Raw genomic sequence first — 14,404 nt, 5'->3', positions numbered from 1 at the left:
GGGATTAAGCTCCCTTCAAAGCCTGGTCGATGTCCGCCAGGATGTCGTCGATGTGCTCGATGCCGATGGAAAGGCGCACGAAGTCCGGCGTCACGCCGGTGGCTTTTTGCTCTTCGGCGGACAGCTGGGAATGGGTCGTGGTGGCGGGGTGGATGGCGAGGGATTTGGCGTCGCCGACGTTGGCCACATGGGACAAGAGCTTGAGCCCGTTAATGAACTTCACCCCCGCCTCTTGGCCCCCTTTGATACCGAAACCCAGGATGGCGCCGGCGCCCTTGGGCAAATACTTTTTGACCCGCGCCTGTTCGGGGCTGTCGGCCAAACCGGGGTAGTTGACCCAGCTGACTTTGGGGTGCTTTTTCAGGAACGTGGCCACGGCCAAGGCGTTTTCCGAATGGCGCGGCATGCGCAGGTGCAAGGTCTCAAACCCCTGCAGAAACTGGAAGGCGTTGAAGGGCGACATCGCCGGACCCACGTCGCGCAAGAGTATCACCCGCGCTTTGATGATGTAGGCGATGTTGCCGATGGGTTTCAACGCCTCCACGAAGTTGACGCCGTGGTAGGACGGGTCCGGGTCGGCGATGAGGGGGAACTTGCCGTTGGTCCAGTTGAATTTGCCGGAGTCCACAATCAGCCCGCCGATGGAGGTGCCGTGTCCGCCGATGAATTTGGTGGCCGAATAGACGGCGATGTCGACCCCGTGATCGAAGGGACGCAGGAGGTAGGGCGAGACGGTATTATCGAGGAGGAACGGAACCCCCGCGTCGTGGGCCACCTTCGCGATGCCTTCCAAATCGGCCACATCCAGCTTCGGGTTGCCAATGGATTCGGCGTAGAACGCCTTGGTTTTGGGGGTGACGGCTTTGCGGAAAGCGTCGAGGTCGTTGGACTTTACGAACTTCACATTGACCCCGAACTTGGGCAGGGTGTAGTGGAACAGGTTGTAGGTGCCCCCGTATAGGTTGTCGGCGGAGACGATCTCGTCGCCCGCCTGGGCGATGTTCAAGATCGCCAGGGTGATGGCCGACTGGCCGCTGGCCACCGCCAGCGCCCCGACACCGCCGTCCAGGGCGGCGATCCGTTTTTCCAGAACGTCGGTGGTGGGGTTCATGAGTCGGGTGTAGATGTTGCCGAACTCCCGCAGGCCGAACAGGGCGGCCGCGTGGTCGGTGCTTTTAAACTGGTAGCTGGTGGTTTGGTAGATCGGCACCGCCCGGGACCCGGTGGTCGGGTCCGACTCTTGGCCGCCGTGCAGGGCAATGGTTTCGGGTTTCAACTTCGCGTCGAACTGTGTCATGGAAGACTCCGTTTTGGAGCGGCTTTGATCCCGTCCTACAAACCGGTACGTTGCCTGGCGGCAACGAAAAAGCCCGCGCCGAAGATTGCGGCGCGGGCCATCGAATAAGCCGGTGGGATCGCGACCGCTTTAGCGCCCTGTTCGCCCGTTCGGGCCGGCCGGGGCAAGTTGGAAATTAAAGCCTCGCCGGAAATCAGATCCATTATGCCGGTTTCGCCATCGCTTTGTCAAATGGACCACAAAAAAAACGGGGGTCGGGAAATAAATTCCCGACCCCCGTTGTAAAGATCCTGTTATCGAACGACGGCGAATTTGCGCGTGGTTTTTTGAATTTCCCCGCCTTTTTGGGATTCCACCCGGAGAACGTAGACCCCCGTGGTCAAGCCCGACGTGGGGATCGCGGCCTCGTAGACCCCGCCCGCGTTGGAGCCCCCCTCCCAAGTCATTTCCCACACCCGTTCTCCACGCAAGCTATCGACTTCGGCCCGCACCCGGTCGGCCGAACCCGTCACGACCCGGACCGTCCCAGCGGACCCACGGACCGGGGAGGGAAACACCAGGGCCTCCTTCAAACCGAATAACGTCTCGGGTTCGGGCGCCGCAACGGCCGCCGCGGCCATGCCGGGGCGCGATACGTTCACCGTGACGGTGTGGGTTCCGGTGCGCCCCGAGGGGTCGTGGGCCACGGCCTGCAGGCTGTGATTGCCCGTGGCCAACAGCGACGTGTCCCAAACAAAGGCGTAGGGCGCTTCGGTGTCGGTGAACTTCCAAGAACCGTCCACGTTGAACCGAACCTGCGTGACCCCGTTGGCGTCCGACGCGATGGCGCTCACCGGGACCACCCCGCTCACCGTGCTTCCGGCGAAGGGGGTGGAGATCGCCACCACCGGATTGACCGTGTCGGGGGTGGCCAAGGTGGCGCCGACGCCGGTGATGTTATTGACGGAAACATTCCCGTTGGCGTCGTAGGCCCGAACACGGGCATGATAGGTCGTCCCGGCGGCGAGGCCCGTGATGGCGCGGCTCAAAACGTTGCCCACGTTGAGATTCTGATAACCCGACACATAGGTGGCGAAGGTCGGCGTCAGAGAAAGATCCAGCCGGTGGCCCGCGACCCCCACGTTGTCGGTGGCCGCACTCCAAGTGACGGTGAACCCGCTCACCGTTGGATATTTAATAAACACCGACGCGGGGTCGCCCGGGGGCGTGCGGTCGTAGGACGCCACAAACACGATGGTGTGGGAGGAGGCGTTGTTGGCGTAATCGGTCGCGGTCGCGGTCAACGTGTGCGACCCGTTCACCAGAGTGGAAACCGGGATGGCGTATTGATAGGGCGCCGCCGTGTCCGTGAGCTTCACCGCCCCGTCCATCGCAAACACCACGGACTTGACTTGATTGTCGTCGCTGGCCGTCGCCGAGGCGGTCAGGTTGCTGGTCAACACCTGTCCGCCGGTGGGGGTGGAGAGGAGCACCGCGGGCGGCGTGACGTCCACCGTTGCCAAGGTCGCGCGCGAAGCGGTCGCGGATTTGGCGCCCACAAGGGCGTTGGCGTCCACGGCGTTCACCCGGGCGTGGTACGTTGTGCCCGTGGCCAACCCGGTGAGGACGCGAGAGGTCACGTTCCCCACGTTCAAGCCGTTGTAACCCGGCCAGGCGGGGGCGAACGTGGGGTTCGTGGAAACATCCACCACGTAGGAGGCCACCCGCACGTTGTCGGAGGCCGCGCCCCAGGACAATGTCAGCGTCGTGGTGCTCGCGGCCGACAACGCGGGCGAACCCGGAACCGTCGGCGGAACGGTGTCGGCCAACACCGTGACCGTTTGATTCAACCCGGGCTGGCCGAACGACGGACCGTTGTGCGTCATTTGGTACTGCAGCGCATAAACCCCCGGCGTGGACGGCGCCACCAAACTCAATGAAAACGCTTTATTGACCGCGGGGACGATGGTTTCGGAAACCCCCAACAACACACCGGTGGGGCCCCACAGCGCGGGGGTTCCGTTCACGGCGGACAATTGGTATCCCCCGGACCGGGTCCAGGCGGTGGTGCCCGTGTTTTTCACCGTCACGACGGTGGAAAATGTCTTTCTGGCCAACACCGTGGCCCCGACAGCGGGGGACACGGAAATCAATTGGCTTTGGTCCGGGTTGGACACCGTGATCGGCAACGTCACGTCCGTTGTCAAACCCAACCGATCGATGCCGCGCGCCCCGAGAGCGTGGGCGCCGTTTTGCACGGTTCGGGAATCCCACGTAAAGGTCGTGTCCACGACGTAATACGGGAATTCCGCGCCCGGGATCGGGTACACCGCCGCCGGGACGGTGTTGACCACGACGCCGTCCACAAGAAATTGAACCCGGTCCAACCCGCTTTCCCCATCGGCGGATTGAACGGGAAACGCAACGATCCCGGAGACCGGGGAAACCAGGGCGTCGGTGGACACGAGGACCGTGGGGCCCGACCCGTCGACCGCCAAATAAGCCCTTCGGGTGTTGTTCGTTTCATCGCCTTCGGCGATAAGATTGCCTTGATCGGCGAAAACCGAAACGGTGTTCAAGCCCGACACCGACGGCGTTAGGGAATACAACATCCCGGTGTACGACGCCCCGGCGGCCAACGGCGCGGGGACGGACACGCTGCTGATTCGCACCTGGCCGGCGACGGTGTTCGCCGAACGGACGTGGAAAGGGGCCGAAATCGGCAGATTGCCTTGGTTGGTCACGGTGAACTGAATCGCCAAGGGGACCGATTGACCCGCCAACACCGCCGCGGGGCTGAGGGAGACGGTGGAAATCACCAAATCGGGGGCGGATCCCGCCGGCGGGACATACACATTCACAACCGATGTGGTGATGTTCCAGGCCTTATCGAAAGCCATGGCGACGGCCGAATGGTTCCCCGCGGTGACGCCCGCGGTGTTCCAAACGTATTGAAACGGCGGCGTTGTGAAAGTCATCGAAGGACCGCCGTTGATTTGCAAATCCACGCGGACGATCCCCGTGTTGTCGTTGGCGGCGATGTCAAAGGCGACCGCACCGGTGGACACATGATTATTAAGGGGCGACGTGAAGGCCAACGCGGGAGGGGTCCCGTCCACGGTGAAGGGGGCGGAGAGGGTGTTGTTGGATTCGTTCCCCTCGGCGATGGCGTTGATCCCGTCCACGGTCGCCGCGATCGTGTGGTCTCCTTCGGCCGCGACGCCGGGCAAGGGCAAGAGGGAGATGACACGCGTTTGGCCGGGAGCGACGGGCCCCACCGCCGTGGAGGTCGAGGTGCCGTTGGAATAATTGAAAAGGATCACGGTGCTCGGGACCGAAACGTCGCCGTTGTTCCGAATTTGGGCATTAACGGGAATCGATTCCCCCGGCTTGGCCGCGCCGTAGCCCGGCACGGCGGCGAAGGAAACCATTTCCAAATCCGCGGCCGCCCAGGACAACGCTCCCACGAACATCGCACCCAACAGACTCGGAATTTTTTTCACTTAAACCTCCGGGGAAAGGAACGAACGATAAATGTCACGCCAAGGGAGGTATTCTAAGGGCTTCGGGTTAAATTTGCATTAATTAATTGTAAACGAGTTGTAATGGATTGCCTCCCGTCAAAACTCACACTTTCCCCCGCTAAAAATTCAATCGTTCGTAAATGGGTCGTATGGCGGCTCGAATGGACGGCAACTGGCGGAAAAACCACAGGGCCCCCACCAGGCAGCAGACCCCACCAATCTGCAAGGCAAAAGGCGCGCCCCAACGCTCGGCCACGGCTCCGGCGAACAAGCTGCCAAAGGGCGCGGTGCCCAAAAACGAAAGGACGAACAGGCTCAACACGCGTCCCCGTTTGTCGTCGTCCACGATGGTTTGAAGGACCGTGTTGCTGCCCGCCACTTGGATCATGAACCCGGCGGCTGCCAAAAATATCAAGAGGACCGAGAGGGGAACCGAGCGGGAGAAGGAAAACAGAATCAAACCCACCCCGAAGACCGCCCCGGCCCGGGGCACCCAACCCGTGAGGCCCCGCACGGAGGTTCGCGCCGCGAGCGTCAAGGCCGCCACCAGGGCCCCCGCCCCCCCAGCCCCCATAAGGAGTCCGAGTGTTTGCGGTCCGCCGCCCAGGATCGATTTAGCGAACACGGGCATCAGCACCGTGTAAGGCGCGCCCACCAGACTGCTGACCGCCAACAACAACAGGAGCGACCGCAAGGGGGGCGAATGGAACGTGTAACGCCACCCTTCCCGGAACCGCGCCCAGGGACCCTCCGTCGGCACCGCCGCGACGAGGGGGGCCACGCGCATCAACAAGAGGGAGACCAAGACCGCAAAAAAACTGACCCCGTCGATCAAATAGCACCACCCTTCCCCCACCGCGGCAATGACCGCGCCGCCCAGGGCCGGCCCCGCCAACCGGGCGGCGTTGAACATCGACGAATTGAGGGCGATGGCGTTGCCCAGGTCGTTCTTGTCTTCGATCAAGGAAATGACGATGGATTGGCGGCAGGGCATCTCAAAGGCGTTGATGACGCCTTGCAAAACGCTCAGCGCGACCAAAACCGGGATCGAGGCCAGGCCCGAAAACACCATCGCGGCCAAGGCGAAGGATTGCAGCATGGAAGCCACCTGGGTCGCGATCAGCACGCGGTGCTTGTTCCAGGAGTCGATGTAGACCCCGGCCACGGGGGTCAACACCGCCGCCGGAATTTGGCCGGCGAAGCCGACGACCCCCAACAGAAGCGGCGACCCCGTCAGGCGGTAGACGAGCCACACCGTGGCCGTGCTCGTCATCCACGTGCCGACCAGGGAGACGATTTGCCCGGCGAAAAACAAACGGTAATTGCGATGGCGCAGGGCGCGGAACGCCCGGCCCCACACGGCGGTCAACATGGAAGTCCTTTCGTGTCGCGCCCGCCTTGACAGGCGGGGAAGCCGGGGGTACCTTTAGACGGGTCCCCACGGGACCCGCCGACAACGACATGATACAACTCGGGGAATACACCTTTCAAATCGCCGACACCGACGCGTTGCGTGAGGCCCTCCACCGCCTGCGCTACCAGGTCTACGTTGAGGAATACGGCTTTGAAAAAGCGGCCGACCACCCCGACGGACTCGAAAAAGACGCCCTCGATTCCCACGCGATCCCGTTGGTCGCCTTGGACCGCAAAGGTCGAGTGGTCGGCACGGCCCGTTTGATTCGTCGTTCGCCCCTGGGCTTTCCGGCCCTGGGGTTTGCGGACGCCGACAAGCGCGCCGCCTACGAGGCCCCGGCGCGGGTCGCCGAGGTCAGCCGTCTCGCCATGGACAAGGAATTCCGGGGCGCGGCGCTCGAATTCCGACGGGAAATGGATTATTTCTTTCGCCATTTGATCCGTTCCCGAAAAACAACCCCGCCGCCCTTCTTCACGGCCAACAACGACGCGGTGCCACGGCGCTTGGTCGTCGTCCTGGGGCTCATCAGCGTGATATACGAAACAGCGGCCGCCAACGGCATCGATCACCTGATCATGGCGAGCGAAAGGTCCCTGTGGCTTCTCCTCAAGCGGTTCGGCTTGCCTTGGCTTCCCATCGGGCCCGAAACCGATTACCACGGACGGCGCGCCCCCTACGCCTTGATCATGGCCAAGGCCAAGGAACCTGTCGGTCAATTCCGTCAGAAAATCATGGCGGCCTTGATGAAACAGCCGACCGCCCCCCCCCCGGCGGTGCAGGAGAGGGACCTTGTCAAAGGTCTTGATTTTCGGTTGGGCGGATTCCAATTCACAGCCGCCACATCAGGCGAACTGTTGGACAAGGTGTATCGTCTCCGATACAAATCCTACGTTCAGGACATCAAGGTCGCCGACCCGACCCTCTTCCCGGGGGAGCGGCACGTCGACCCCCAAGACGCTTGGGCGATCCACGGCTTGGCCCTGGACAAGGAGAACAACGCCGTGGGCACCCTCCGTCTGGTGCTCAATTCCCAGATCGGGTTCCAAACCCTGGAGGCCGCGAGCCCAGAGCAACAAAAAAAGCTGGCCGCCTCCCGAAAAATTGCCGAGTTGTCCCGTTTGGCGTTGGCCGACCCCTACGCCCGGGCCTCGGCCGACATCTGGTCGGCGCTTATGTCAATCCAGATTCCCCCCTTTTCCGCGACGACCAAGGAACGGCCTCTGGCGCCGGGCGACCGTCGAAAAGGGGCGATCCTCCTCCTGGGACTGTTCCGGCTTTTGTACCGCATCAGCAAACGCCTCCGCTTGAGCGCCTGGTGTTTTATGGGCGACCCCGACGCGGTGGCCGTTTACGCCAAACACGGCGTGGTTATGCATGAAATCGGTCCCGTCATCAACGAGCCCGTCGGGGCACGCGCGGCGCACCTGGTGAACTTCCACGAGATTGAGAAACACCTCCTCAACTTCGGAAAAATCAAGATGGTCGGCCAGGAACTGATTCCCCAAGCAACCACACCGACCCTCCGCGGGGAACGTGAGTGATTGGCCGCGGGGCGGGCGCTCCCCCGGTGGAACAGGGGGCGGGATGAGGGGAGAAATTTCCGCTTGAATCGAATGCATGAGGACACACGCCGGCGATGAGCCCGGGACAGGACTTCACAATCCCGGGGGTGGACATTCTCGGGGAGATCGGCCGCGGCTCCGGCAGCGTGGTTTATCACGGCCGGCACGGGGACGAGAACCTTGCGATCAAAATCCAGCGGCACCGCGACCCGGAGGAATCCGTTCGCCTCCGTCGCGAGGCGTTGGCGCTCGCCCGGGTCCGCCACGCCGGTCTCGCCCAAGTGCGGGACGTGGGCGAAACGGAGGGGCGGGTGTACATCGCGATGGAGCTTGTCCAAGGGCATTCCCTGGCCGACCTCCTTTCCGGCGGTCCCCTTCCCGTGCCCACCGTCGCGCGCATCGGGATCGACGTGGCGGGGGCGCTCAACGCCCTGCACAACCGGGGCTTGGTCCACCGCGACATAAAACCTTCGAACATTATTTTGGACCACAACGGCCGAACCCGGCTTATCGATTTGGGCTTCGTCGCCTCCATCGAATCGGATAAAGAAAGGGCGGGGTTCACCGGCACCTGGCGCTACGCCTCGCCGGAACAGGCCGGTCTCCTGTCCCGTCCGGTCGATGGCCGGTCGGACTTGTACAGCCTGGGTTCGGTTCTCTTTGAATTGCTGGCCGGGCGCGCCCCTTTTCCGGCGGAGACCGTCTCGGAAATCATCGCGTTATTGGGGGCGGGAACGATCCCCGACATCCGCTCGCTCCGGGCCGATGTCGGGCCGGTGTTTCCACACATCCTTAAGGGGTTGCTGGCCAAAGACCCCGACGATCGCTACCAAACCTCCGACGCCGTGGCGGCGGATCTCGAAGTCGTCTTGCACCCGGACGCCCCCGGCCTGTTCCTCCCTTCCACCCACAGGGACAAAAATCCCACCGTGATCAGTTTCCCCCTGATCGGGCGGGAACAGGAACACGAACTTTTGCAACGGCTGTGGGGAGAGGTCGCGGAGGGGCAGGGCCGCGTTCTGCTCGTGCGTGGGCCCGCGGGGTCGGGAAAAAGCCGCCTCGTGCGCGAGTGGTTCCTGCGGCCCCCGGACGTGAACGAACTCCTGCTTTACGGAAAGTGCGCGCCGTCCGACACCACGCCCCTGGGCCCGCTCCGCCAGGCGGTGGAAGATTGGTTGGTTCGAAACGAACGCCTTGGCGGGGAATGGCGGCAGCGTGCGGACGAACGGGTCCGCGAGGCGGCCGGCGACACCGGCGCGGTCCTGCGAACCTTTTCGCCCCGCCTGGCGCGGATTCTTCAGGACCGCGGTCAGGCACGGCCCCCCGTTTCGGATCAGTTTTTCGATATTGTGAGCGAATTTTTCCTTCGCCTCGCCCGGGGCGTCGGCCGGGCCGCTTTGGTCATAGAAGACGTGCATTGTTTGGACGACGCCTCCGCCAAGGTGCTCGAACGGTTGTTGCCCCATTTACGCCGGGCCCCCCTCCTTGTGGTGGCCACACGGCGGGAGGGCGAGCCGGGCGCCGCGGGCCAGGTGTTCGTCAACAGCGCACCGGATGAAATCAGGCTCGCGCCGTTCAATCAAGAGGCGATTGAGCAATTGACCCGTTCTTTCCTGGGGGGGGAAGGGACCGATCCCGGCGTGGTCGCCTTTGTGACGGAACGGTGCGAGGGGAATCCTTTTGTGTTGAACGAAATTCTCCAGTCCATGATGGACACCGGGGCCCTCCGCCTCGACTGGGGCCGCTGGGTGATGGACACAGTCCGGAGAGGGCTCCCGCGGTTGCCGTCCAACATATTGGACCTGGTGTTGTCGCGCATCACGGATCTGGGACCCGGGACCAGCGCGATCCTTTCCGCCGCCGCGGTCGTGGGGAATCGTTTCCCTGTCCGTTGGTTGCCGGCGTTGTGCGGGGTGGACCCCTCCCAAGTCAACGCCGCCCTGGAAGAAGCCCGCCGGGTCCATTTGGTGGAACCCGAGACCTACGGCGATTGGACGTTCGCCCACGATCGCGTGCGCGAGGCGTTGCTCAGCGGCCTCGCGTCCCACGCGAAGAAACGTCTTCACCGAAAAATCGCCGACATACTGGAACGGTCCCCGCGGGAGGGAACGGATCTCTACGCCCTGGCGGAACACCTTTATTGGGGCGATGGGGAATACCCCCGAACCGAGGCGTCGAACCGGGCGGCCGCCGAGGCCGCCATCCGGGAATATGCCTTCGAACGCGCTCTCGTTTTTTTTGAACGGGCCAAGGAGGCGATGCGGGCCGCCGGCAAAAAACCCGAACCCGCCTTTGACCGGGCCCACGCCGAAGCGCTCGCCGCCACCGGTCGGACGGAAGAGGCCGACATTTGTTTTAAGGCCGCCCTGGTCGGAGGCGCCGAAGGCACCGAAGCGGCCCGCGTCCGTTACGGCCTGGCCAAAATCGCCTTGGGCCGCTTGGATACCCGAGCCTCCCGGTTGGAAATTGAGCGCGGGTTCAAGGCCCTCGGGACGACTCCCCCCCGCCCCGGCCCTCTGGGAGTGCTGATATCCCTGCTTCGGGGAGCGTGGGGCCTTCTCCGTGAGCTCGCCGCGACCTCCATCGCGCCGCCCCAGCAATACACCCGTTGGCGATTGATGGTTAAACTTCACGAACACTTGGTTTTCACTTCCTATTTCAACATTGACCCTTTGACCATGCTGCAGTCGATTTGGGAAAACTGGCCGATGATTCGCCGCCTGGGATTGTGCTCGGAAAGAGTCGCTCATTATTCCATGGTGACCGGGACAACCGGTTCCCTGGGGTTGTCCCGTCTCTGTCGCTTCGCCGGCCGGCGAGCCATCGAGACCGCCGAAATCCTTCATGACCCCATCAGCGGGGCGCGGGGCCGCTTGTTCGCCGCGATCGGTCTCCATTTCCTCGGCGAAACCCTGATCGCCGAAAAAAAGATGCGACAGCTCCTCGCCGATAAGGGGGCTTTGTTGGAAAACATGGATTTCCTGACCGGGACGGCGGACCTCTCTTGGAATCTTTTGATGCGCGGGTACGCGGCCGAGGCCTGGGAAATTATCCAAAAAGGCATCGAGCGCTCCGACCGTGCCGGCGAGGCGCACCCCCTGACCTTCGGCCACACTTACCGTTGTTACGCCGGCCCAGCCCTCGCCATGATCGGACGTCCCGCCGAGGGCGTGGCGCACTTAAACACTTTCGAAAAAAGGATTAATCCTTCCGCCCAGGACCGCTGGCGCCGTGGACAACTTTTATCGCACCGCCTCCTCTTCTTTCTGGAACAAAACGAACTGGGGGCGGAGTTCGAACGGACGTGGTCGTCTTTCCGCGCGTTGAACCTGAACCCCCGGCGCACCCCGCTTCAACTGAAACAATGCTATGTCGCGCTGGCCTACGCCCGCGCGCGGCAACGGGAGCGGGCGCCGGAGTCGGACCGTCAGGCCGCCCGGGACGCTCTTCGAATGACTTTGGCGGAACTGAAGCGGGCGGGGGCCCATCCGACCCTTCGGGCCCACCGGTGGGTGATCGAGGCCAAGGCGCGACGGATGGACGGCCGACCCGGGGCGGCGCATCGCGCCCTCGACCGCGCCCGCGCCCTGGCTTTGGCCACCGACAACCCCTGGGTGCACTTTGAAATCCTGGGCGAGACCGCCCGGGCGCTCGCCCGGCGGGGCCAACAGGAGGCCGCTCAGCGCGAGGCGTTGGCGGGCCACAAATACGCCCAGGACCACGGGTGGATCCGGCGCGCCCGGGCCCTTGCCGGGGAGTTTCAGTTGATGGACGCGCTCCCCGGCGCGGCGCACAAGATGCTGGCCTCGTCCGACACCCCCCAGACCGTCCTTCTTCGGCGGCATTTCGACGCCCTCCTCGATGTCACAACCGCGTCCATGAGCCGGATCGATCCGGACGATCAAGCGCGGGGGGTCTTGGACGAAATTGTGCGCATCCTCGGCGCCGAGCGGGCTTTCCTTTTCTTGAGCGCGGACGATGGAAAAAACCTGACCTTCACCGCGGGCCGGGACCAAAATCGCCGGGACCTTCCGGACGCGGGGTTGATCAGCCGCACCGCGCTCGACCACGCGTTGACGCACCGCGCCCCCCTGGTCATCAACACCGGCGACGGGACCGCGGTCTCCGCCGCGGAGAGCGTGGTGGCGCACGGCCTGCGCAGCTTGATCGTGGCGCCCATCCTTTACCACGCGCGTTTGATCGGCGTGATCTACGCGGACAGCCGGGTGGCCTCGGGGCTCTTCGCCCAGGAGGACTTGGGAATTCTGAACGCCTTGGCGAATCACATCGCCGTCGCCATGGAGACGAGCCGGGCGCTTCGACTTGAAATTCAATTGCGGAGCGAACACGCGCAGGCCCAACTCGGCGAAACCGTCCGCCGGGTGAGCGCGGACCTGAATTCCACGCTTGAATTGCCCGATGTCTTGTCCCGGCTGTTGGGCCACGTGGCCCGCTTTGTGGCGTACGACCGCGGGGTCGTCTTTTTGGTGGAAGGGCAGCGGGCGCGTCCGGTGGCCTCCCGGGGGTTCGGCGCCGACGAACTCCCCGTGGAGCCCGTCGCTTTGGCGTCCTACCGGTTTCTCGAGAAAATCGTGCGGGGGGGCGAACCCTTGCTGTCCTCGAAAGACGCGGGGCTCCGCGACGCGCACTATCTGGGTTTGGCGGCCGTGGGGTCTTGGTTGGCCATCCCGCTCCGCGCCCGGGAGGAAGTCACGGGGTTCCTGGCCATCGACCGCTTTTCCGGCGACCCGTTCAACGAACGGGACGCGGACATGGTCGCCACTTTCACGGGCGCGGCCGCGGTGGCCGCGCAAAACGCGCGCCTGTTCGGAGAGACGCAACGGATGGCGACCATCGACGGGTTGACGGGCCTCTTCAACCGGAATCACTTTTTCCAGCTCGCCGAACAGGAAATCCGCCGCGGCCGCCGCCACAAACGCGGGATCACGGTCCTGATGGCCGACATCGACCATTTCAAGAAGATCAACGATCGCCACGGGCATCAGGCCGGCGACCGCGTGTTGGCGGAGGTCGCGCAATGCCTGCGCAAGTCCGTGAGGGATGTCGATATCGGCGGGCGATACGGCGGCGAAGAGTTCGTGGTCTTGTTGCCGGAGACGCTTCCCCCCCAAGCGCTCCTCGTCGCCGAACGGGTCCGCCACGCCGTGAGCGATTTGAAGATCACGTCGGAAAGCGAGCGAATCCTGGTGACGATTTCCCTGGGCCTTGCGGGGGATCAAAGTCCCGAATCGCTGAGCGCGCTGATCAAAACAGCGGACGCCGCACTTTATCGAGCCAAAGAATCCGGCCGCAACCGTGTTGTCGTTTAAATACCGCTAAGGAGAGAATCATGAAAACTGTCGTGCGATCGTTGTCACTCGGGGCGGCCGCTTTGTTGCTGACCGCCGGGCGTGCGTCCGCCGAAGGCATCCGGGTCTACGGTGTCTCCCCGGAAGCCCAGGTGCGGGCCGAAGCCGTGGTGGCGTCCGGGTCCGACGCGGGGACCAATTGGTACAACCCGGCGCGTTTGGTGGAACTGGAAAAACCGGGCATGGCTCTCAACATGGACAACTTGTTCGTCAACGCGACCTACGTCAACCCCCTGGGGCAGGCGGAATCCGACCGCCGCCGGCACTTCCTGGTGCCCGCGTTCTACGCCGCAACCCCCTTCGCCAAGGGCCGTTGGGCGCTGGGCCTCGGTGTGAACTCCCCCTTCGGGGTGGCGACCGCCTACGACAACGACTCTCCTTTCCGCTACATCACGACGGGCGGGGAAGTCCTTTTGACGGCTGTCAACCCGAACGTGGCCTGGAAAGCGACCGACAAACTCTCCTTGGCCCTGGGGGCGAATTATTACCAATCCCAAGCGGAGCTCAACCAGCAATACCGTTGGGCCGCCGTCGTTCCCGGTTCACCGGACGGGTCCATGAAAATCAAGGGCGAGGGCAGCGGGTGGGGCGTGAACACGGCCCTTTCCTGGAAACCCCGGGAAGGCCACGCTTTCGGTCTCAGCTACCGATCCCAGGTGGTTGTCACCCTGGAAGGGAAAAACACCGAAATCGCCAATGTGCCGGCCCCGCTCCAACCGCTTTTCGGGACAACGTTTCGCACGGGAGGCAAGACCACGCTCCGGTTCCCCGACATCGTCAACGTGGGCTACGCCATCCGCCCTTCCAACCAATGGCTTGTGGAGTTCGGCGGGCATTGGGTCAATTGGACGGATTTTGACCGGGCCAACTTCGATTTCGAGTCCAACCCCGCCTTTTTACCGGACAACACGCTTCCGATCTATTGGAAAAACGCCTTCGCGTTGCGGGTGGGGTTTGATTTCAAGAAATCGGAAACCCTGTCGGTCGGCGGCGGTTATTTCTTCGACAAAACACCCACGCGGGAGAGCACCTACAGCCCGCTGATCCCGGACTCCGACCACCACATGTTCACCACGGGCTTGCGCTGGAGGAAAGGCGCGTTTGAAGTTTCCCCGGCGGTGGCCTACCTCTACACCCCCCGCCAGCGCGTCACCAGCGAACGGACGGACGCCTTCGGCCAGGGCCAGACCACCAGCGGCACCTACGAGTTGCACGGCTACAAGGCGGATTTGGGCGTCACGTACAGCTTCTAGAGAACC

At 63.5% G+C, this 14,404-nt stretch carries 7 protein-coding genes; 3 read left to right on the top strand and 4 right to left on the bottom strand.

Annotated elements, in window-relative coordinates; genetic code table 11:
* Nucleotides 1-4 precede the first annotated feature (4 nt).
* The 4 genes from IPI56_02110 to IPI56_02095 form a co-directional block, all read right to left on the bottom strand.
* Nucleotides 5-1,297 carry an O-acetylhomoserine aminocarboxypropyltransferase/cysteine synthase gene (locus tag IPI56_02110; protein MBK7544537.1) on the bottom strand — a complete coding sequence of 431 codons (1,293 nt, stop codon included), beginning with the start codon at nt 1,295-1,297 and terminating at the stop codon, nt 5-7.
* Nucleotides 1,298-1,332: 35 nt separating this feature from the next.
* Nucleotides 1,333-1,500: a hypothetical protein gene (locus IPI56_02105; protein MBK7544536.1), complete on the bottom strand. Its 168-nt coding sequence runs from the start codon at nt 1,498-1,500 to the stop codon at nt 1,333-1,335.
* Nucleotides 1,501-1,590: 90 nt separating this feature from the next.
* A complete protein-coding gene (locus IPI56_02100) occupies nt 1,591-4,779 on the bottom strand; it encodes a fibronectin type III domain-containing protein (protein MBK7544535.1) in 3,189 nt (1,062 codons plus the stop codon).
* Nucleotides 4,780-4,918: 139 nt separating this feature from the next.
* Nucleotides 4,919-6,172 (bottom strand): MFS transporter, encoded by a 1,254-nt coding sequence (locus IPI56_02095; protein ID MBK7544534.1) that lies wholly within the window; start codon nt 6,170-6,172, stop codon nt 4,919-4,921.
* Nucleotides 6,173-6,261: 89 nt separating this feature from the next.
* Here IPI56_02095 and IPI56_02090 point away from each other — a divergent pair, with 89 nt between their 5' ends.
* From IPI56_02090 to IPI56_02080, 3 genes are all read left to right on the top strand, one after another.
* Nucleotides 6,262-7,755 (top strand): PEP-CTERM/exosortase system-associated acyltransferase, encoded by a 1,494-nt coding sequence (locus IPI56_02090; GenBank protein ID MBK7544533.1) that lies wholly within the window; start codon nt 6,262-6,264, stop codon nt 7,753-7,755.
* Between the two features lie 95 nt (nt 7,756-7,850).
* Nucleotides 7,851-13,106, top strand: coding sequence for a diguanylate cyclase (locus IPI56_02085; protein MBK7544532.1), 5,256 nt, complete (start codon nt 7,851-7,853; stop codon nt 13,104-13,106).
* A gap of 20 nt (nt 13,107-13,126) precedes the next feature.
* Nucleotides 13,127-14,398, top strand: a complete 1,272-nt coding sequence (locus tag IPI56_02080; GenBank protein MBK7544531.1) for an outer membrane protein transport protein — start codon at nt 13,127-13,129, stop codon at nt 14,396-14,398.
* Nucleotides 14,399-14,404 lie beyond the last annotated feature (6 nt).

The sequence above is a fragment of the Elusimicrobiota bacterium genome (genome assembly GCA_016706425.1).
In the GTDB taxonomy this organism is placed as follows: Bacteria; Elusimicrobiota; Elusimicrobia; order FEN-1173; family FEN-1173; genus JADJJR01.
Note: the sequence above shows the minus strand (reverse complement) of the source record. Positions and strands in the feature narration are given on the sequence as shown.